Annotated in this window: 15 protein-coding genes; 4 read left to right on the top strand and 11 right to left on the bottom strand. The window is 73.7% G+C overall.

Translation table 11 applies throughout. The features are described from left to right. Nucleotides 1–53 precede the first annotated feature (53 nt). Nucleotides 54–2,708 (top strand): TIM-barrel domain-containing protein, encoded by a 2,655-nt coding sequence (locus ACIO5E_RS10165; protein ID WP_400665658.1) that lies wholly within the window; start codon nucleotides 54–56, stop codon nucleotides 2,706–2,708. A 148-nt stretch (nucleotides 2,709–2,856) separates the two neighbouring features. On the opposite strand, the gene ACIO5E_RS10160 is transcribed toward ACIO5E_RS10165, so the two are convergent. From ACIO5E_RS10160 to ACIO5E_RS10145, 4 genes are all read right to left on the bottom strand, one after another. Next, nucleotides 2,857–3,783 carry an alpha/beta fold hydrolase gene (locus tag ACIO5E_RS10160; protein WP_400665656.1) on the bottom strand — a complete coding sequence of 309 codons (927 nt, stop codon included), beginning with the start codon at nucleotides 3,781–3,783 and terminating at the stop codon, nucleotides 2,857–2,859. Nucleotides 3,784–3,836: 53 nt separating this feature from the next. Continuing rightward, the gene (locus tag ACIO5E_RS10155; RefSeq protein WP_400665654.1) at nucleotides 3,837–5,006 is read right to left on the bottom strand and encodes a glycosyltransferase family 4 protein; all 1,170 of its coding nucleotides are present in this window, start codon (nucleotides 5,004–5,006) and stop codon (nucleotides 3,837–3,839) included. A gap of 41 nt (nucleotides 5,007–5,047) precedes the next feature. Beyond that, nucleotides 5,048–6,118 carry an acyl-CoA desaturase gene (locus tag ACIO5E_RS10150; protein ID WP_400665652.1) on the bottom strand — a complete coding sequence of 357 codons (1,071 nt, stop codon included), beginning with the start codon at nucleotides 6,116–6,118 and terminating at the stop codon, nucleotides 5,048–5,050. A 320-nt stretch (nucleotides 6,119–6,438) separates the two neighbouring features. Further along, nucleotides 6,439–7,911 carry a purine-cytosine permease family protein gene (locus ACIO5E_RS10145; RefSeq protein WP_400665650.1) on the bottom strand — a complete coding sequence of 491 codons (1,473 nt, stop codon included), beginning with the start codon at nucleotides 7,909–7,911 and terminating at the stop codon, nucleotides 6,439–6,441. 193 nt (nucleotides 7,912–8,104) lie between these two features. Between ACIO5E_RS10145 and ACIO5E_RS10140 the strand changes: the two genes are divergently transcribed. Both ACIO5E_RS10140 and ACIO5E_RS10135 read left to right on the top strand, forming a co-directional pair. Then, nucleotides 8,105–8,590, top strand: coding sequence for an FBP domain-containing protein (locus ACIO5E_RS10140; RefSeq protein ID WP_400665649.1), 486 nt, complete (start codon nucleotides 8,105–8,107; stop codon nucleotides 8,588–8,590). A gap of 199 nt (nucleotides 8,591–8,789) precedes the next feature. Further along, on the top strand, nucleotides 8,790–10,046 hold the full coding sequence (locus ACIO5E_RS10135; RefSeq protein WP_400665647.1) for an MFS transporter: 1,257 nt from the start codon (nucleotides 8,790–8,792) through the stop codon (nucleotides 10,044–10,046). Between the two features lie 50 nt (nucleotides 10,047–10,096). Here ACIO5E_RS10135 and ACIO5E_RS10130 read toward each other — a convergent pair whose 3' ends face one another. The 7 genes from ACIO5E_RS10130 to ACIO5E_RS10100 all read right to left on the bottom strand — a co-directional run bounded on the left by ACIO5E_RS10130 (nucleotide 10,097) and on the right by ACIO5E_RS10100 (nucleotide 17,887). Beyond that, on the bottom strand, nucleotides 10,097–10,972 hold the full coding sequence (locus ACIO5E_RS10130) for a helix-turn-helix domain-containing protein (protein WP_400665645.1): 876 nt from the start codon (nucleotides 10,970–10,972) through the stop codon (nucleotides 10,097–10,099). Nucleotides 10,973–11,141: 169 nt separating this feature from the next. Beyond that, nucleotides 11,142–11,984 (bottom strand): class I SAM-dependent methyltransferase, encoded by an 843-nt coding sequence (locus tag ACIO5E_RS10125; RefSeq protein WP_400665643.1) that lies wholly within the window; start codon nucleotides 11,982–11,984, stop codon nucleotides 11,142–11,144. Then, the gene (locus ACIO5E_RS10120) at nucleotides 11,981–13,540 is read right to left on the bottom strand and encodes a 4-hydroxyphenylacetate 3-hydroxylase family protein (protein ID WP_400665641.1); all 1,560 of its coding nucleotides are present in this window, start codon (nucleotides 13,538–13,540) and stop codon (nucleotides 11,981–11,983) included. Before ACIO5E_RS10120 ends, ACIO5E_RS10125 begins: the two co-directional genes overlap by 4 nt. Beyond that, nucleotides 13,537–14,106, bottom strand: coding sequence for a flavin reductase family protein (locus ACIO5E_RS10115; RefSeq protein WP_400665639.1), 570 nt, complete (start codon nucleotides 14,104–14,106; stop codon nucleotides 13,537–13,539). Before ACIO5E_RS10115 ends, ACIO5E_RS10120 begins: the two co-directional genes overlap by 4 nt. After that, nucleotides 14,103–15,938 (bottom strand): asparagine synthase (glutamine-hydrolyzing), encoded by a 1,836-nt coding sequence (asnB, locus tag ACIO5E_RS10110; protein ID WP_400665637.1) that lies wholly within the window; start codon nucleotides 15,936–15,938, stop codon nucleotides 14,103–14,105. Before asnB ends, ACIO5E_RS10115 begins: the two co-directional genes overlap by 4 nt. 1 nt (nucleotide 15,939) lies before the next feature. Next, nucleotides 15,940–16,731, bottom strand: a complete 792-nt coding sequence (locus tag ACIO5E_RS10105) for a hypothetical protein (RefSeq protein WP_400665635.1) — start codon at nucleotides 16,729–16,731, stop codon at nucleotides 15,940–15,942. Nucleotides 16,732–16,966: 235 nt separating this feature from the next. Then, on the bottom strand, nucleotides 16,967–17,887 hold the full coding sequence (locus ACIO5E_RS10100; protein WP_400665634.1) for a LuxR C-terminal-related transcriptional regulator: 921 nt from the start codon (nucleotides 17,885–17,887) through the stop codon (nucleotides 16,967–16,969). Between the two features lie 731 nt (nucleotides 17,888–18,618). On the opposite strand from ACIO5E_RS10100, the gene ACIO5E_RS10095 reads away from it, so the two are divergent. Then, nucleotides 18,619–19,563 (top strand): ABC transporter permease, encoded by a 945-nt coding sequence (locus tag ACIO5E_RS10095; protein WP_400665632.1) that lies wholly within the window; start codon nucleotides 18,619–18,621, stop codon nucleotides 19,561–19,563.

Below are 19,563 nucleotides of genomic sequence, written 5' to 3'. Positions count from 1 at the left end.
CGCGCAGTAAGTGAACATCTCTTGCTCATTGAACGGGAGAACACACCGTGCGCTTGGTTCGACATCGCCTCCGCCGGGCCGCCCTCACCGTGGCCCTGACCAGCATCGCCGCCGCGGCCGGGCCCACCCTTCCGGCCCGGGCCGCCACCCCCGGCTCCGCCGTCCTCGACCAGGGCCACCAGAGCGTGACCTGGCAGAGCCCCCAGTACGCCAAGGGGACCCTCGGCGGCGCCACCACCTGCCCGTCCGCCGCCCAGGACCCGGGCGGCGCGGTCTGCGACCACTTCGACCTCACCGTCAACGTCCCGGCCGGCTACTGGGCCGACAACCCCGAGGGCGGCGTCCCGGTCTCCGTCCAGTGGCAGAACGCCACCGACGACTTCGACCTCTACGTCTACGACGCCAACGGCAAGGAGGTCGCCGAGAGCGCGGGCACCGCCGACCCCGAGGCCACCGTGATCCCGCAGGCCTCCGGCACCTACCACGTGCTGGTCGTCCCCTACGACGTGCACGGCGGCTCCTACACCGGCCGGGCCTACCTGCCGCAGACCGCCGACGCGGGCGACCTGACGGCCTTCTCCGGCTCCCAGGGCAGCTACGACATCGCCGCCGGCACCCTCAAGGCCAAGGTCGACTTCCTCGCCGACGACCAACTCCGCCTCCAGGCCGCCCCGGACGGCGTCCTCACCGACCCGGCCGGCCGCACCATCATCCGCAAGCAGCCCGAACCCCAGCGCGACACCAGCACCTTCGACGCCGGTGCCTACTACGGCATCCGCTCCAAGGACGTGGTCCTGCGGGTCTACAAGCACCCCCTGCGGTTCGGCCTGTACCGGGCCGACAACCGCACCGCCGTCTGGCAGGAGGACGCCCCGCTGCGCTGGAGCACCAGCGGGCTGCGGCAGAGCCTCACCCGCGGCGCCGACGAGCAGTTCTTCGGCGGCGGCGAGCAGAACGGCAGCTTCTCCCACCGCGACCAGACGATCCACGTCGCCAACAGCACCAACTGGAACGAGGGCGGCTACAACAACTCGCAGCCCTTCTACGTCTCCAGCGCCGGCTACGGGGTCTTCCGCAACACCTTCGCACCGGGCCTCTACGACTTCGGCTCGCCCGTCCGCACCGGGCAGCAGGAACGGCGCCTGGACGCCTACTACTTCACCGGCGACGTCAAGTCGGTGATCGGCCAGTACACCGCGCTGGTCGGCAAGCCCTTCATGCCGCCCGTCTACGGCCTGGAGCCCGGCGACTCCGACTGCTACCTGCACAACGCCAACCGCGGCGAGCGCCACACCCTCGACGCGGTGAAGGTCGCCGACGGCTACGTCCAGAACCAGATGCCGCTGGGCTGGATGCTGGTCAACGACGGCTACGGCTGCGGCTACGAGAACCTGCCGCAGACCGGCGAGGGCCTGCGCAAGGACCACGCCCAGCTCGGGCTCTGGACCCAGAACGGCCTGCCCAACCAGGCCGAGGAGGTCAAGGCCGGCGTCCGGGTGCGCAAGCTCGACGTCGCCTGGGTCGGCAACGGCTACGACTTCGCGCTGAACGCCTGCGACCAGGCCAAGTCCGGCATCGAGGACAACAGCGACGCCCGCGGCTTCGTCTGGCTGCCCGTCTCCTGGGCCGGCGCCCAGCGCTGCGGCGTGCTCTGGAGCGGCGACCAGAGCCTGTCCTGGGACTACATCCGCTGGCAGATCCCCACCTACGCCGGCGCGACCATGTCCGGCATCGCCTACGACACCGGCGACGTCGGCTCCATCTTCCGGCGCGACCCGAAGATGTACACCCGCGACCTGCAGTGGAAGGCCTTCCTCCCGGCCATCATGACCATGGACGGCTGGGCCAAGGACATGGCCGGCAAGGAGCAGCGCGACCAGCAGCCCTGGCTGGACGGCGAGCCCTACACCTCGATCAACCGCAAGTACCTGCAGCTGAAGGAGCGGCTGCTGCCGTACATGTACACCCTGTCCGCGGAGGCCACCAAGACCGGCATCGGCGCGGTGCGCCCGCTCGCCCTGGAGTACCCGGACGACCCGGCCGCCCTCGGCCCGAACGCGAAGTACGAGTTCCTGGCCGGACCGGACTTCCTGGTCGCACCGGTCTACTCGGACACCACCACGCGCGACGGCATCTACCTGCCCAAGGGCACCTGGACCGACTACTGGACCGGACGCACCTACCAGGGCCCCACCACGATCAACGGCTACTCCGCCCCGCTCGACACCCTGCCGCTGTTCGTCAAGGGCGGCTCGATCGTGCCGATGTGGCCCAAGGGCACACTGTCCTGGGAGAACCGGGACCGCAGCGAGCTCGACTACGACCTCTACCCGCAGGGCGACTCCTCCTACACCCTGTACGAGGACGACGGCGTCACCCGGCAGTTCAACGCCGGATCCTCGGCCACCCAGCGCGTGGACGTCCACGCCAACCGCGCCGTCACCACCGTCAAGGTCGGTGCCAGCGTGGGAAGTTACACCGGCAAGCCGGCCAACCGGGGGTACCGCTTCACCGTGCACGGCCAGCCCGCCCCGCAACTGGTGGTCACCCAGGGCGGACCGCTGCCCCGGCTGGACTCGGCGGCCGCGCTCGACTCGGCCTCCTCGGGCTGGTACTACGACGCCGCGACCGGCGTCACGCAGATCAGGACGCCGGCCGTCTCCACCGACCGCGCCTTCTCCGTCAACCTGATCCACGGCGGCCACTGACCGTCCGCCACCGCCCACCCGGCACCCGGGGCTCCCTCGCGACGCGTCGCGAGGGAGCCCTCCGCCGTCGGTGCGCGCTCCTGCCGTGGGAGTGCGCTACTGGCCCACCCGGCCGTCCTGAGCAGCGGTCCGCCGCACAGGTGGTTATTCAGGCGGGCCCGGTCGCCGGATCCGACGTCGTCCGCGCGCGGCCGCCGTCCCCCACTGCGGCAGGTCCCCGGTCCGCCTCGCCGAGCAGGGCGTGGAAGGCCGCCGCCACGGCGGCCGGCCGCTCCTGCATGGCGACGTGGCCCACGCCGGGCAGGGTGAGGAGGCGGACGTCGTGGAAGGCCGCGTAGGCGCGCCGTGCCGTGCGGAAGGGGACGAGCCGGTCGTCCCGCCCGTAGACGAGCAGGGTGGGCGCGGTGACCCGGCGCGCCTGACGCCACGCCGACGCCTCCCCCCGCCGCAGGAAGGCGCGGACCAGCGCGCGGGCCCCTTCGCCGAGCATGTCCTGCGCGTACGGCAGCTCCGCCCGGCGGCGCTCACGTTCCTCGACCGCCCGCTGCTCGGCGCCGACGAGCGCGGGGTTCGCGTAGATCAGCCGGTACAGCTCGTCCAGTTGGCGGTCGGGGCTCTGCGCCGCCAGGCGCCGGGAGTAGAGCCGCGGGACGCCCGGCAGCCCGAGCAGGGCCACCTGGAGGGCCCGGTACGGCGGGACGACCGGCAGCGCGGGCGAGATCAGCGTCAGCGTGCGGACCAGGTCCGGCCGGTACGCGCCGAGGCGCAGGGCGATCAGGCCGCCCAGGGAGTTGCCGACCAGGTGCACGCGGCGGTGCCCGGCGCGGTCGAGGAAGCGGGCCACGGCCACGGCCTGTCGCTCGACGGTGATGTCGCCGTCGAGCGGGGGCGCCGAGCGGCCGAAGCCCGGGAGGTCGACGGCCAGGCAGTGCACCGACGTCCGCACGAGGTCGATCAGCCCGGCCCAGTTGTGGGTCCACCCGCCCAGGCCGTGCAGGAACACGGCGGTGTCGGTCAGCGGGTCGGCGCTGCGGACGTGCTCGACCGCGAGAGTCGGCTGCACGGTCGGCTGCATGGAGGTCTGCTCCTTCGGGAGTTGTCCGAACCGGTCGTCGTCTGCGCACCGGCTCATTCGTGGCGCTGCCGGGCCGTCTCGGCGATGGCGAGCCGGTAGTGCCCGAGGAGTTGGTCCCCGACCGCCGCCCAGCTGCGTTCCGCCACGGCGGCACGCCCGGCCCTCCCCAGCGTCGCGCGCAGTTCGCTGTTCCGGGCGAGCCGTTCCACGGCCGCCCGGAACGCCTCCCCCGAACCGGGCGGGACGAGGTAGCCGGTCCGCCCCGGCCGTACGAGGTCCAGCGGGCCGCCGGCGGCCGGGGCGACCACGGGCAGCCCGCTCGCCATGGCCTCCTGGACCGTCTGCCCGAAGGTCTCGAACGGCCCCGCGTGGGCGAACACGTCGAACGAGGCGTAGAGCCGCGCCAGTTCGTGCCCGGTCCGGCTGCCCAGGAAGACCGCGTCCACGAGTCCGGTCTCCAGCCGCGGCCGGCAGGGCCCGTCACCGACGACCACCAGCCGTACGCCCGGGATCCGGGACACCTCCGTCAGCCGGTCGACCTGCTTCTCCGGCGCCAGTCGCCCGACGTATCCGACCAGCACCTCGCCGCCGGGCCCGAGTCGACGGCGCAGCGCCTCGTCGCGGTGCCGGGGATCGAACCGCACGGAGTCCACGCCTCGGGGCCACAGGTGGACCCGTGGCACGCCGTGCGCCGCCAGGGCGCGGCACGACGCCTCGGCCGGGGCCAGCGTCCGGGAGGCCGTCGCGTGGATGCGCCGGATCTGCCGCCAGGCCAGCCGCTCCCAGACGCCTCCGGCCACCGGCAGGTAGGTCCGGGCGTAGGCGGCCATGTCGGTCTGGAACACGGCGACCACCGGAATCCCGGCCCGGCCGGCCGCGGACCGCCCGGCCGCGCCCAGCACGAACGGCCCGGCCAGGTGGACCACATGGGGGCGGTACAGCTCGATCGCGTCGGCCACCTGCCGCCCCGGGACCGCGATCCGCACGTCCGGATAGCCGGGCAGCGCGACGGACGGGACCCGGACGACCCGGTAGCCGTAGCCCGAGTCCGGGATGTCACTGCCACGCCGCCGGTCGGCCACCGCCGGCGCGACGACGATCGGGGTGTGCCCCCGGGACACGAGGTGGTCGGCCGTCCTGAGCACGCTGTGGGCCACCCCGTTGACCTGCGGCGCGAAGGACTCGGCGACGACCACGACACGGAGCCGCTCAGCGCCGCGCACCGGAGCCTGCGCAACGGGCGGCCGCCCGGAAGGGGCCCTGGTCACCGGGCGCCCTCGGTCCGCCGGGACGGCCGTACGGACCGATCCGCCGTGGCGGCGCGGCCCACCGAGCGCAGGTCCCGCAGGATCTCCCGGAACGACTCGACGAGGCCCGCCTCGCAGTACTCCAGGCCGATCTCGGCGCAGTAGCCGCGCACGATGCGCGAGGCGGGCCGAAGCGCCACCACCGGCATGGCGGGGAAGAGGTGGTGCTCGATCTGGTAACCGAGGCCGCCGAACAGGAAGTGGACGAAGCGGCCCGCCCGGAGGTTGCGGGAGGGGAGCACCTGCCGGCGGAGGAAGTCCGTCCGCTCCACGTCGCGGCCGGTCATCGGCATGCCCTTGTGGTTCGGCGCGAAGATGCATCCCAGGTAGACGCCGAAGACGGAGCCGAACAGCACGACGAAGGCCAGGGCCTGGAGCGGTGTGAGGACGACGACCAACAGGGCCGCTGCCAGGAGGTAGTGCAGCGCGGCGAGCGTCCGTTCCAGGGGCCGGTACCGGACCGAACCCCGGGTCAGGGTCAGCCAGGTGGCGACGGTGAGGCCGAGCGCCTGCAACGAGAGCAGCGGAAAGAACAGCTCCGCCTGGTGCCTGGCGACGAACCGTCGCACCCCCGTGGTCCGGCCGGCCTGTTCGGCGGTCCTGACGAACAGGATCGAGTCGGCGGCGGGGTCGTGCCCCTCGCGGTTCGGCTGCGCGTGGTGGCGGTTGTGGTCGCTCACCCACCACCCGTAGCTCATCCCGACGACGAGGTTCCCCAGGAGGATCCCCACCAGATCGGTCGACCGGCGGCCGGTGCACACCGCGCGGTGCGCGACGTCGTGGCCGAGCAGGGCCAACTGACCGAGCACGAAGGCGAAGAGGGGGGCGAGGAGCAGCTGGCGCCAGGTCGCGCCGAGCGCGGCGAACGCCGCCAGGAGCAGGCCCAGGGCGACGATCAGGGCCGAACTCCTGCCCAGGTAGTACAGCGGCCGCCTTCGCAGCAGGCCGGCGTCCGAGACGCGCCGGTACAACTCGGTGAAATCGCCGCGGCTGGCCGTGCCGGCCCCTGCGGTCTCCGGAACTGTCATGCCACCGTCGCCTCTTCGGAATGCCCCGGTCGACCGTGACCGCCACACCGCACGACCCCGGACCGGAGGGCACCACCCTTCCGCAGACCTCGCGCGGTGTCCCGCTACCACGCAGCGATTCCCCAGAACGAGTCACCCCGAGCCCGCTACCGGCGCCGGGGCCTTCCTCGACCCCGATCGTCAGGGGGCGGGTGGCACGGTACCGGTAACGGTGCCCGCGAACGCCGACCGCCCGGCCGCCGGCTCAGGTGTGCCGGCGACCGGGCGGTCGGCGCCCGGGTGTTCGCGCGGTCGCGCGCCCGGGTGTTCGCGCGTTCGGGTCAGACGGTGACCCGCTCGGCCGTGACGGCGGGGGCCTCCTCGGGGGCGGCGGGCGCGTTCTCCCGGGGCGCGGGGAGCACGGCCATGATCACGCCGGAGATCACGATGGTCGCCGCCCAGGCGAGCCCGTACTCACCGATGGGCGTGCCGGAGAACGGGCCGGCGAACCAGTCGCACTTGGTGAAGGCGAGACCCATCAGCAGCGCGACCACCCAGGACACCATCGCCTGCCAGCAGAAGCCGCCGACGTACCAGTACCGGCTGCTCCGGCTGGTGTCCATCAGCGCGGCGGCGTCGTAGCGCACGGCACGCGACCGCCGTCGCCACATGTCCACCGCGTAGACCCCGATCCAGGCCGAGAAGGAGACGGCGAGCAGGATCAGGAAGGTGATGAAGGAGCCCAGGAAGCTCTTGGCCACCAGCATCAGCAGCAGACCACCGATCAGCGAGATCACGGCGTTGATGCTCACGGCCATGGCGCGCGGCAGCTTCACGCCCATGGTCTGGGCGGTGAAGCCGGCCGAGTACATCGAGAGGCTGTTGATCAGCATCATGCCCACGATCGCGGTCAGCAGGTACGGCACGGCCAGCCAGGTCGGCAGCAGGTCGCCGAGGAAGGCGACCGGGTCCGAGGCCTCCGCCAGACCGGGCGAGGCCACCGCCATCACCCCGCCCATCAGCACCATCGGCACCATCACCAGCGCGGCGCCCGAAACCGTCACACCGGCGATCTTCCGACCGGAGGTGGCGTGCGGCAGGTAGCGCGTGAAGTCCGGGCCGGTGGGGACCCAGCTGATGCCGCCGGCGGCGATGGTCCCGATGCCCGCGATCATCATCGCGGTGGTACCCGCGGGCTTGGAGAAGACCTCGCTCCAGTGCACGGTCGCGATCAGGTAGCCCAGCACCAGGACGCTGAAGACGCCGAAGAGGTACGTCGACCAGGTGTTGCAGACGCTCAGCGCCTTCCGACCCATCCCGGAGACCAGGAACGTACAGGCGACGAAGCCGACGAGCGTGACGACGATCAGCGCGGTGTTGCTCTTGACGCCGAAGAGCAGGTCGAGAACGGTCAGCACGGCGTAGGCACCGGTGACTGCGTTGATCGTCTCCCAGCCGAACCGGGCGATCCAGAGGATCGCGCCGGGGAACAGGTTGCCGCGCACACCGAAGGTGGCCCGTGAGAGCGTCGCGCCCGGCGCCCCGCCCCACTTCCCGGAGACGGACAACAAGCCGACCATGCCGAACGAGGCGACCGCGGCGCACGCCGCGACGATCAGGACCTGCCAGAAGTTCAGCTTGTTGAACACCACCAGGGCCGCACCCATGGTGAGCAGCAGGACGCTGATGTTCGCCGCGACCCAGGTCGGGAAGAGTTCGCGGACCCCGCCCCGGCGCTCGTGGTCCGGGACGGGTTCGATACCGCGGGTCTCTATCGCGCCGTCGTCGGTGGCGGCGGTGGACAGGTTGTCCATGAGGGTGGCTCCGTGCGTGTGAAGCGGGAGGTAAAATCGGACATTTTCCATATTCATGGAAGTCTTCGCGCGTAGCGCGCGAGTCCAGCCATCCTACTTTGACCCGTTGATATCCATTGCTCCCTCCAGGCCCCAGACGCCTACTGGGATAATGCAGTTGCCTAATACATGTAGGTAAATTACGTTGCCTCGCATGAATCCGCTGACCGAGCACGAGATCCGTTCCGCCTTCGTCAACTGCACCAAGGGCGAGGCGTCCCGCCTGAACGTCCCGCGCGACCTGGCCGACCGGCCCTGGGACGACCTGGACTTCCTGGGCTGGCGCGACCCCCAGGCCCCCGACCGCGCCTACCTCGCCGCCGAGCTCGACGGCCGCCCGGTGGCGGTCGCGCTGCGCTCCTCCGGCGCCGCCTCCTGGCAGGCCCGGCGCAGCATCTGCTCGCTCTGCGTGACCACGCATACCGGGGGCGTCTCGCTCCTGGTCGCGCCCCTCGCCGGGAAGGCCGGCAAACAGGGCAACTCCGTGGGCGCGTACATGTGCAGCGACCTCGCCTGCTCGCTCTACGTGCGCGGCAGGAAGGACGTCGGCACGCGACTGCACGAGTCGCTCACCGTGGAGGAGAAGATCGGGCGGACCGTGGCGAATCTCACCGCCTTCGTCGCCAAGGTCACCGCCTGACCGACGACGACGGCCCGGCCAACGGCCCGGGCCTCCCGCCTCAGCCTGTGACCCGGGGTCACAGGATCACCGCCTGTCTGGCTGGCCGCGGGGGTCGTCCGCAGGATGACCGCATCGGACTCCCGTCATCCACCGCGGCCGCTTCCGCCTGCCGTCCGAGGGCCCGGCCGCGCCCTCGCACGACAAGGTGGTGATCGCTGTGAGCAGCATCTCCGACCCGCCCCTGCCCGACCGGACCGAGGACGTCCCGCCCCTGGCACCGTCGGCACAGACCTTCGACCGGTGGCGCTACGCCGGAGTGTTCGTCCTGTTGTTCCTGTTCGGCACGGAGACCTTCCTGGTGTCGCCGTTGCTGCCGACCATCGCGGACTCGATCCACACCAGCGAGGCGGCCGCCGCCTCCAGCGTCACCGCCTACGTGCTGGTGTACGCCGTGGCGGCGCCCTTCCTCGGACTGCTGAGCGACCGGTTCGGCCGCCGCCGCACCCTCGTCGCCGGCACCCTGTTGTTCGTCCTGTCGAACGCGGCGGCTGCCCTCTCCACCGACCTGACCCTGCTGGTCGTCTCCCGCGCGGTGGCCGGGCTGGCGGCGGCCGCGGCCGGGCCGGCGATCTGGGCGCACATCGCGGAGACCGCACCGGACGCGGTGCGCGGCCGGGCGCTCGGCCTGGGCATGGCGCTGTTCTCCTGCGGGCAGGTGATCGGCGTGCCGCTCGGCGGCTTCCTCGCCGGGCTGGCCGGCTGGCGGTCGGCGTTCTGGGCGCTGACCATCGGCACCGCCGCGGCCGTGCCGCTGCTGCTGCGCCAGGTCCAGGGCCGTACGACGCAGGCGGCCGCGCCGCAGGTGGGCGCGGTCCGGGCGATCCTGGCGGGCTGGGCCGACCCGGCGCTGCGCCGCGCCCTGCTGGTCAACACGGTGTTCCACACGGCCAACCTGGGCGCGTACACCTTCCTCGGCGCGGTGCTGGTGCAGCGCTTCGACCTCTCGGTGGAGGCGCTCGGCCTGGTGGGCGTGCTGGTCGGTGCGGGCAGCCTGGTCGGCTCGCTGCTGGGCGGCCGGCTCGGTGACCGGGCCAGGACCGCCGGGCGCACCGACCTGCCGTTGCTCCCGCTGTGGGGCGTCCTGCTGGCGGTCGGCATCGCGGTGGCGGCCAAGGGGCCGGGCCTGGTCCTCGCCCTGGCCGGGGTGGTGCTGTGGTTCCTGGCCTCGGGCGGCTTCGTGACGGACCAGCAGACGCTGGCCGGCACCATCGCCCCGGAGCTGCGCGCGACCTCCAGCGCCTGGCTGACCTCGACCATGTACGCGGGCACCGGCCTCGGCGCCTGGGCGGTCGGCGGGTTCGGCAGCGTCTCGGACGGAACCCTGCTGGTGGGCACCGGGCTCGCGCTGGTGGCCGCGCTCGGCGCGCTGGCGGTCAGCATCGGCCTGCGCCGGACCACCACCTCGGACACCTGACGCCGGGGCGCGGGGAACGCCACGCCCCGCGGCCCCGTCCGGCCGACGGCTCAGCCGACCCGGCGCTCCTCCTCCGCGCCGCCGACCGCGCGCAACGGATGCTCGACCAGTTCGGACATCCGGGCCCGGTCGGCGGCGTCGGCCGGAGTGAACAGCAGCACCATCGCGGTCGGGTCGTCCACCGGGTGGAAGGACGACAGGGTCAGCCGGACCGGGCCGAGTCCGGCCGGCTCGACGGTGACGGTACGGACGGTCAGCTCCGCCACCGAGTGGCACCCCCACCAGTGGCGGAGCTCGGGTGCGTCCTCGTCCAGGTGCCGGTACACCTCGCCGGTGCGGGGATCCGCCAGGGCGGGGCCGGCCTGGGCCCGGAAGTGCTGGAAGACGTTCATCGCGAGCGGTTCCCAGTCGTGGAACACCGCGCGCAGCCGCCGGTCGGCGGCCATCACCCACATCAGGTTCCGCCGGTCGGCGGGGACGCACTCGGGCGAGCCCCAGAGCGCGACCCAGGCGGCGTTCCACCCGAGCAGGTCGAAGTGGCGGTCGAGCAGGACGGCCGGGCTGGTGGGCCAGGAGTCCAGGACCGGCCGGATGACCTCGGCGAGCCGGCCGGTGTTCTTCGCGGCGACGGCCGGTGCCGGCTCGTGGTAGCCGGCCAGGCGCATGGCGTGCCGCAGTCCGGCCGCGTCCAGCCGCAGCACGCGGGCGATCGCCTCCAGCACCTGCCGGGAGGCGGTGACCCGCCCCTGCTCCACCCAGGTGTACCAGGCCAGACCGACACCGGAGAGGGAGGCGACCTCCTCGCGGCGCAGGCCGGGGGTGCGGCGGCGGGTGGTGGCGGTGAGGCCGACGTCGGAGGGCTTGAGGAGTTCGCGGTGGGCGCGCAGGAAGGCGCCGAGTTCCCGTCCGGCGGGGGGAGTTGACACGGTTGGAGCTCCTCGGCCGTGGTCGGTGCTGTCGGGTTCGGGCGTGCGGGTCGGGGCTTGTCCGAGACGTCGCTTCGCATCGACGCACGGGGTGCCGGACAAGCCCCGGCACCAGCGTAGGCGTAGCCCGCCGTTCACCCCAGGGGTGAACGGCGGGCTACACATGCTGTTAACGAGACGTCAGCTCCCAGAGCCTGACCGGCATGTGGCTGACGTGGCCGCGCTCCTGCTGCCGGCGCCAGGCGCTCTCGCCGACGGCACGGAAGAAGGCCGCCCGCCGGTCCACCGGAACCAGGCGGCTGTAGTAGTCGCCGAAGGTGGCGGCGTGGAAGTGCTCGTACTGGGCGGCGCCGTCGACGGTGACGACGGCGTCGCGCTCCAGGTGGCCGGCGACCTCGAGGTGCGGGCCGAGCACCGCCGTGAGGTCCTCGACGGTCCTGGTCCGGGTCGCGATCGGCAGCACCCCGCCGCGTTCGAGGACGCCGGGAACCTCGTCGTACGGGGTGCCGAGGGCGACCAGGGCGTCGCGGACCAGCTCGTCCTCGCCGCCGAGGCCGCGCTCGTCCCGGGCCGGGTGGTAGGTGGTGAGCAGGAACCGGCCGCCGGGGGCCAGGTGCGCGGCGGCCCAGGCGAAGATCCGCGCCTCGTCCGGGTACAGCCAGTGCAGCACCGAGGTCTGGGTGATCACCTCGACCCGGAACGGCAGCGGCTCGGGCACGGTGAGATCGGCCCGGTGCAGGGCGACCCGGTCGCCGTACGGCCGGAGCCGGGCGGCGGCCTCGGCGATGCGGTGTTCGGAGCGCTCCAGGCCGACGGCGCGCCGCAGGGAGGGGAAGCGTTCCAGCGCGGACTGCAGCAACTGGCCGATCCCGCTGCCGAGGTCGATCAGGGACCCGGGGGCACCGGTGACCTGGTCGAGCACCCAGTCGCGGTCCTGGACCTGGCGCAGCCGGCTGGCGTCGGCGTACCCCGCGAGGGTACGGGCCTGGATCTCGACGGCGGACGTGCTCACGGCTGCTTCTCCTCGACGGTGGCGGGCTGCACGGTGGACGGCTGTGCGGCGGCGGGCTGTTGTGCGGCGGGCTGCTCCGAGGCGGTCCCGTCGACCAGCTGCAGCAGCCGCTCGCGGGCGGCGCTCTGGTCGTAGCGCTTGAAGATGTTGATCCGGTTGCGGGCCAGGTCGCCCCGGTGCACGTACTCGTAGAGGTCCTGGCGCTGCCCGAAGCCGTCGCCGGTCAGCTCCCAGGCGATCCGGAACAGCCGGGACTTGCGTTCGGCGTCGATGTCCCGGCCGCGCATGTAGCGGTCCAGGTGCGGGCGCAGCCGGGGGTTGGCGAGGTCGCCGGCGGTGGGCTGGATGAGCAGCCCCGAGGCGCCGATCCGGCGGACGATCTCGACGGCGCTGCCGGCCACCTCGGCCGACCAGACCCGGGAGGCCGCCGTGTCGCCGGGGGCGAACAGGCCGCCGTCGGTGACGCCGCCGCGGGCCTCGGCGGCGTCCAGGAAGTACTCGGTCAGCTCGGCGTACCCGGCGAGCCGCCCGAGGTCCTCCTGGATGTTGCGGAAGCCGTCGACGCCGATCGACTCGGCGACCAGGGTGGCGCCGGCGAGCAGGGTCCGCAGCCGTTCGCGGTAGCGGATGTGGCCGACGTAGGCGCTCCAGGCGTTGATCCGGCCGAGGCCGGTCCGCGCCAGGTCCGCGTTGCGCAGCAGGAAGACGCGGTCCCAGGGCACCAGGACGTCGTCGAAGAAGAGCATCGCGTCCTGCTCGTCGAACCGCGCGCCGAGCGGGTGGGCGTGGCCCCAGGAGGCGCTGCCGAGCGGTTCGCGGGCGAGGGTGATCAGTCCGGGGGTGTTGAGCGGCAGGGCGAACCAGACCACGAACTCCTCGCCCCGGCCCTCGGTGAACGACGCCGAGAGGTAGACCAGCACCTCGTGGGCGAGCGGGGCGAGCGTGGTGAGCTGCTTGGCGCCGCGCACCACGATGCCCTTGTCGTTCTCCGCCAGGACGCGCAGGGCGAGGTCGGGGTCGTCCAGCGGGTTGGCGGAGCGGTCGATCTGGGGGTCGCCGAGGGCGTGCGACAGGACCAGGTCGTTGGTGGCGCAGTGGCGGTACCACGCCTCGGCGTTGGCGCCGAAGCGCGGGTCGGCCTCGGCCAGCCGGTGCCGGAAGTCGTAGACGCCGACGGCGATCGAGGCCATGAAGGCGGGCGAGCGGCCCTGCTGTCCGAGCGCCTCGGCGTGCCACAACTCGGCGCTCCGGCGCTGGACCCGGAGGTCCTCCAGGGTGCGCGGGGGCTGGTAGGCGCGGGCCAGCCGCAGGCCGCTGTCCGGGTCCTCCCAGGTCAGCAGGGAGCGGTGGGCGGGGTCGTGCTGGAGGTCGAGCAGGCGGGCCAGCTCGTCCACGGCCGGGCGGAACGCGGGGTGCTCGGCGGGGTTCGCGATGCGCTGACCGTCGAGGTAGAGCTCGCGGCCGTCGTCCAGTTCGGCCCGGTACCGGTCGCCGGTCAGCAGGCCGCGGGCGGTGGCGGGCGCGCCGCGACCGGGGATGGTGTCCAGCAGTGTCATGCGCCAACTCCGGTTGTGTTCAAGGGGGTCGGGGCCAGTACGCGGTACTGGCCGTCGTGGTAGAGCAGGGGGTCGCCGGCACCTCGGTCCGCCGCGGCGACCCGGCCGACCAGGATGGTGTGGTCGCCGCCGGGGAGGGTGCCGTGCAGCCCGCAGTCGAACCAGGCCAGGGCGTCCTCGACGAGCGGGGCGCCGGTGGCCACGGTCCGCATCGGCACCGCGGTGAACCCGCCGAGCGCGCGCCCCGCCCCGGGGGTGGCGAACCGCCGGGCCACGCCCGACTGACGGTCCGTCAACACCGAGAGGCCGAACCGCCCGGAGGCGCGGACCGCGGCCACGAGCGGGCTGCGCCGGCTGACCGCGACGGTGACCAGCAGCGGGTCGAGGGAGAGGGTGCTGAAGGAGGAGACCGTCTTGGCGAAGACCTCCTCGCCCGCGCGGGTGGTGACCACCGCGACCCCGGTGGTCCAGCCGCGGGAGGCGGCCCGGAAGGCCTCCTCGGTGGCCTGCGCCGTGGCCTGCGCGGCGGCCTGCGCCGTGGTCGCGGTCGGGGCGGAGCCGCTCATCGCAGCGCCACCCGGTAGGCGCGCAGCCACTCGTCGACCTGGACCAGGTGGTCGAGGCCGCCGACCGGGTTCGGCGCGGTGCGCGGGCTGGGCAGCGACCGGCCCTCGGCGAGCAGCCTGCGGACCGACTCCCGGTCCACCAGCTCGAAGACCGGCGCGTTCGGGTCGGCCAGCAGCTCGTTCGCCCGGGCGGTGAGCACCTCCGTGTAGCGGACGGCCGGGGTGGACGGGTAGCCGCTCTTGGGACGGTCGGTGACCTGCGGCGGGAGCAGGTCCCGGACGGCGTCCCGGAGCAGCCCCTTGGCCCGCCCGTCCGGCGCCTTGAGCGCCCACGGGACGTTCCAGAGGTACTCCACCAGGCGGTGGTCGCAGAACGGCACCCGGACCTCCAGGCCGACCGACATCGACACCCGGTCCACCCGGTCCAGCAGCGGCGGGAGCCAGCGGGTGAGCGCGAGGTGGAAGACCTCGCGGATCCGCGCGTCGCCGGCCGACTCGCCGGGCAGGCGCGACACCTCGCCGAGCGAGCGGTGGTACGCGGCGGCGGTGTACTCCTCGGGGCGCACCTCGGCCCGGACGTCCGGGCGCAGCAGGTCCGCCGGCGTGGCCTTGCCGTGCAGCCACGGGAAGGTCGGCGCGTGGACGGCGGCCGCGTCGTGGAAGTACGGGTAGCCGCCGAAGATCTCGTCCGCGGCCTCCCCGGAGAGCGCGACGGTGGAGCGCCGCCGCACCTCGCGGAAGAGCAGGTGCAGCGAGGCGTCCATCTCGCCCCAGCCGGGCCGGTCCCGGGCGCGCAGGACCGCGTCCCGGGCGTCCAGCAGGTCGTCGTCGGGCACCAGCACGGTGGTGTGCAGGGTGCCGATGTGCTCGGCGGCGGCGGCCACGTAGGGGGCGTCACGGGTGGTCCGCCAGGCGTCCGGGGTGCGGTCGGCGCTTCCGGGGAAGTCCACCGAGAAGCTGGCGATCTTCCCCTGGCCGGCCCGCTCGCGGGCGGTCGCGGCCAGTGCGGTGACCGCGCTCGAGTCGACCCCTCCGGAGAGCAGGGTGCACAGCGGCACGTCGCTGATCAGCTGCCGCTCGACGGCGTCGGCGAGCACCTCCCGGACGGTCCGGCGGGTGGTCTCGGCGTCGTCCCGGTGGTCGGCCGACTCCAGCCGCCAGTACCGGAACTCACGGGTGGCGCCGCGACCGACGACCACCAGGTGACCGGGCCGGACCTCGTGGAGTCCGCGGAAGATCCCGTGGCCGGCGCTCGGCGCGGCGGGCAGCGCGAACAGCTCGGCGATGCCCTCGGCGTCCAGTTCGGCGCGGAACAGCGGATTGGCGAGCACCGCCTTCGGCTCGGAGCCGAACAGCACCCCGGTGGGGTGGGCGTGCCAGTACAGCGGCTTGATGCCGAGGTGGTCGCGGACCAGCAGCAGTTCCTCGTGCCGGGCGTCCCACAGGGCGTAGGCGAAGATGCCGTTGAACCTGGTCGGTGCGTCCTTTCCCCACTGGAGGTGGGCCCGCAGGACCACCTCGGTGTCCGAGCGGGTCCGGAAGACGTGCCCGAGGGCCTCCAACTGTGCGCGCAGCTCCCGGTGGTTGTAGAGCTCGCCGTTGTAGCAGAGGACGGCGTCGGCGTCCGGCCCCGGGCGGTCCGCGAGCGGCTGGGCGCCGCCGTCCAGGTCGATCACGGACAGCCGGCGGTGGCCGAACGCGGCGTGCCGGGAGAGCCAGACGCCGTCCGCGTCCGGGCCGCGGCAGGCCAGGGTGGCGGTCATCTCCCGGACCGTCTGCGCCTGGTGGCGCAGATCGGTGTCCCAGTCGATCCAGCCGGTGACGCCGCACATGTCAGGACTCCCCGGGTTCGTCGGTGGCGGCGGTGGGCTCGGCCACGGCGCTGGACTCCCAGCGGCAGCCGTGGCCGGTCGGGCCGTTGGTCAGGCGGTGCGCGGGCCGGTAGCCCTTGGCGCGGATGTTCGCGGAGAGCGCGTCGGTGCAGTACGTGCAGGGCGACGCGAGGGTCAGCTGGACACCCGTACGACGGGCCTTCTCGCGGTAGTCCCAGATCGCGCAGTGCGTGATGGTGAGCGCCGCGCGCTCGGCGCCGGGCGGCGCGTCCTCGTCGAACTCGTAGTCCGAGCCGTACAGTTCGGCCTGCCGGGCGATCCGGTGGATCGGGTCGGCGGCGCCCCGGCCGCGGTCGGGTTCGACCTCGCGGTGCACCTCGGCATTGGACCGGGCCCAGTCCCCGAGCACCTCCTCGCCGTAGCGGAGCACGAGGAAACGTTCCATCAGAGCCTGGCCCCGGAAGAACACCCGCTGCCACTCGACCGCCGGGGCGTCCGGTCCGGGCAGGTCGGCGAAGAGCTCGGACTGCAGCACGAACCAGTCGGTGAGGTGGAGTTCGTTCCCGCGAGACACCAGGTACCGCGTCAACCCGGCCTCGGCCTCGTGCAGCCGCTGCCGCCAGAGCGCGGACCGCTCGGCGTCCGCCATCGCGCGGTACGGGGACCTCGGCTGCTCCGCGCCGGGGTGCCGGTCGTTCCCGGCGGCCAGCACCGCCGTGCGCGGGCCGGCCTCGGCACCCGCCGCATCTCCGGAGCCGATCGGATCGCCGACCCTGTCGGACACACCCCCCATCGGGCCTTCTCCCTTCGGCTGAACGGTCCGTCGGACCGTCGTGTCGTCGTCGTTCCCGCCACGCTACGGAGCGGGGCGCGCGCCCCGGTAGCCCCGAACGGCGCCGCCCAGGCCCCCGATCGTCGCCTCGCGGATGCTCCGAAGGTCCCCCCCACACACAAGGGCGCCGGGACACGACGGAGGGCGGGCCCCGCGTGCTGCGGGACCCGCCCTCTGGCGGTGGGTGGGGACCTGTCTAGCCGGCGAGGCCGTGCCGGTGGGCGTAGAGCGCGGCGCGCAGCCGGTCGGGCTGCCCGATCTTGCGCATGGCCTGGGTGAGGTGCTTCTTCACGGTGGCCTCGGCCAGGGCGAGTTCACGCCCTATCTCGGCGTTGCTCAGCCCGAGCCCGAGTTTGACCAGAACCTCGCGCTCACGCTCGGTCAGCCCGGCCCGGGCCGGGGGCAGTTCGCCGACGTGCTGCGCGGGGGCCGTCGCGTGGGCCCGGGCCGGCGGTGGCGCCGGCAGGAACACCGAGCCACCGGCCGCCGCGAGTTGGACCGCGCCGATGATCCGGTCCTCGGCCAGCTCGAGCGGGAAGCACCCGCTGGCCCCGGCCAGCAGCATCCGGCTCGCCTCGGCGGTCGACTCGGCCCGGCGCAGCAGCAGCACCCGGGCGGCGGGCGCCGCGTCCGGGCCTCGCAACGCCACCACGGCGGCGAGGTCCTCCTCCAGACTCGCGCCCCGGCCGAGCAGGATGACGTCCGGTGCGATGCGGCCCACGGCCGCCACCGCGCGCAGCCGGTCACCGGTGGACCCGACCACCGCCAGTCCGGGCACCGTGGCCAGCACGCTGCGCAGCCCGGCGCTGGCCACCGAGTGCCGCTCGACCAGGAACACCCGGGCGACCTCGGTGCGGTCGCGGCGCTCCTCCACGCACATCGGATGGCCGCACCCGCACCCGGCCGCGGCCGGCCCGGCCGACCGTGGCGGGACCGTCTCGGCCAGCAACTGGTGACCGGCGATCAGGTCGAGCGGATTGTCGATCTCGGTGTGCAACCGGGACGCGCCCGCGGCGGGTGCGTCCACCGGGGTGGCACCACCGCAGGCCCCGCGCCGGGCGGGGAGCCGGCGGCCGCGCGGGCCGGCCGGAACGGCGAGTTTGCTCACTGCTGCCATCCGGCACCTCCGGAGGAGGAGGCAGGACGTCTGAGGTACGGCATGGCGATTCGGTCCCCTTGCTGGTGGCGGGCCGGCCCCATGGGCACGGTGTGCTGCGGCGAGGATCCCCGAGGACGCGGACGGGCGTCGGCCGCGGAATCCGGGACTGGGGAGAAGCGCCGACCGCGGCGGCTTGAACCGGGGCGGTCAGCGCGTTGCGCGCGGTCGACAGAGCTCGTCGAAACACCTTCGGTGCCACGAGCCGCCGATCCCGACCAGGGTGATGTCGGTCCGCCGAATAGCCATGCGGGGAACCCTAGGTCCGGTTCCTTGTGCAGGTCAAGGATGGGACCGGGCCTCGATGGCCCGGGCAGCGGCGGTCCTGGTACCGCGGATGCTGTGACCGGAAGTAACAGCATCAAGTGCTGACTGGCTGTCCGGGCCACCGGTCCGCAACCCTCCTTCCAGCAGCCGCAGCTGCCGAAGCGTCACCGGCGCCCCACGGAGCGCCCGACCGGGGCCCGCATCCGAGGCCCCGCAACCCGAGTCGCCCGAACGCGGCCTCCGCCCCACGGCGCACGGTCTCCCCGGGCCCGGTGCGGCGGCCCGACACCGCGGGCGCCGCCGGTCGCAGCCCCGACGACCCGATCCGAACCGCCCTCCCCCGGAAGGACCACCAGAACCATGCCCGCCCCGCCCAGCCGGCCCGCCGCCGGCCAGTCCGGCGCCTCGCCCCGGAGGGCCGGCGGGTGACCCGGTTCCTCCTACGCCGGCTCCTGCTGGCCGTGCCGACGCTGCTCGGCGTCACCGCCGTCGTCTTCGCGACGGTCGCGCTGGTCCCCGGCGACCCGGTCGCCGCCTTCCTCGGCCCGGGCGCACCGCCCGAGGCCCGCCGCGAACTCACCGAACGGCTCGGCCTGGAGCAGCCGTTGCCCGTCCGCTACGCCGACTGGCTCGGACACGCGCTCACCGGCGACCTCGGCACCTCCATCTCCGGTCAGCGCCCGGTCGTCGACCTCATGCTCCCCGCGCTCGGCCAGACGCTGACCCTGACCGCGGCCGCGTTCCTGCTGGTGCTGGCCGGCGGGGTGGCGCTCGGCGCCCTCGGCGCGCTGCGCCCGCGCGGCCCCGGCGGGCGGATCTCCGGCGCGCTGTCCGCCCTCGCGGTCTCCGCCCCGCAGTACTCGGTGGCCCTGCTGCTGATCGCCGTCTTCGCCGTCGGCCTGCGCTGGCTGCCGGCCGGCGGCACGCACGACGTGTTCGGCGACGGCGGCCCGATCGACCTGGCCCGCCACCTGGTCCTGCCGGCCGTCGCCGCCGCGCTCGTCCCGCTCGGGCTCACCGCGCGGGTGTTCCGGGCCGCACTGGGCGGCGTGCTGGCCGGCGAACTGGCCGACTCGCTGCGCGCCCGCGGCCTGCGCCCGGCCGCCGTACTGCGGCACTGCGTGCACAACGCCTCGCCGGCCCTGCTGACCATCGGCGGCCTGCAACTCGCCTACCTCCTGGAGGGGGTGATCTTCGTGGAGACCCTGTTCGCCTGGCCCGGCATCGGCCGGCTGCTCTACGACGCCCTCACCTCCCGTGACCTGCCCCTGGTGCAGGGCGGGGTGCTGGTGGTGGCGGTCGCGTTCGTCGGCGTCAACATCCTGGTGGACGCGGCGCACGCGGTGATCGACCCGCGAGTAAGGAACTGA

Origin of the sequence: Kitasatospora sp. NPDC087314, assembly GCF_044744365.1 — a bacterium.
Lineage (GTDB): Bacteria > Actinomycetota > Actinomycetes > Streptomycetales > Streptomycetaceae > Kitasatospora.
The sequence above is the reverse complement of the archived record's forward strand: the minus strand, read 5'-3'. Positions and strand labels throughout refer to the sequence as shown.

Coding starts and splice junctions, on each gene's coding strand:
- ACIO5E_RS10115 (WP_400665639.1), bottom strand. CDS start 14,106: ATGAGCGGCTCCGCCCCGACCGCGACCACGGCGCAGGCCGCCGCGCAG.
- ACIO5E_RS10140 (WP_400665649.1), top strand. CDS start 8,105: ATGAATCCGCTGACCGAGCACGAGATCCGTTCCGCCTTCGTCAACTGC.
- ACIO5E_RS10160 (WP_400665656.1), bottom strand. CDS start 3,783: ATGCAGCCGACCGTGCAGCCGACTCTCGCGGTCGAGCACGTCCGCAGC.
- ACIO5E_RS10100 (WP_400665634.1), bottom strand. CDS start 17,887: ATGGCAGCAGTGAGCAAACTCGCCGTTCCGGCCGGCCCGCGCGGCCGC.
- asnB (WP_400665637.1), bottom strand. CDS start 15,938: ATGTGCGGCGTCACCGGCTGGATCGACTGGGACACCGATCTGCGCCAC.
- ACIO5E_RS10105 (WP_400665635.1), bottom strand. CDS start 16,731: ATGGGGGGTGTGTCCGACAGGGTCGGCGATCCGATCGGCTCCGGAGAT.
- ACIO5E_RS10145 (WP_400665650.1), bottom strand. CDS start 7,911: ATGGACAACCTGTCCACCGCCGCCACCGACGACGGCGCGATAGAGACC.
- ACIO5E_RS10120 (WP_400665641.1), bottom strand. CDS start 13,540: ATGACACTGCTGGACACCATCCCCGGTCGCGGCGCGCCCGCCACCGCC.
- ACIO5E_RS10150 (WP_400665652.1), bottom strand. CDS start 6,118: ATGACAGTTCCGGAGACCGCAGGGGCCGGCACGGCCAGCCGCGGCGAT.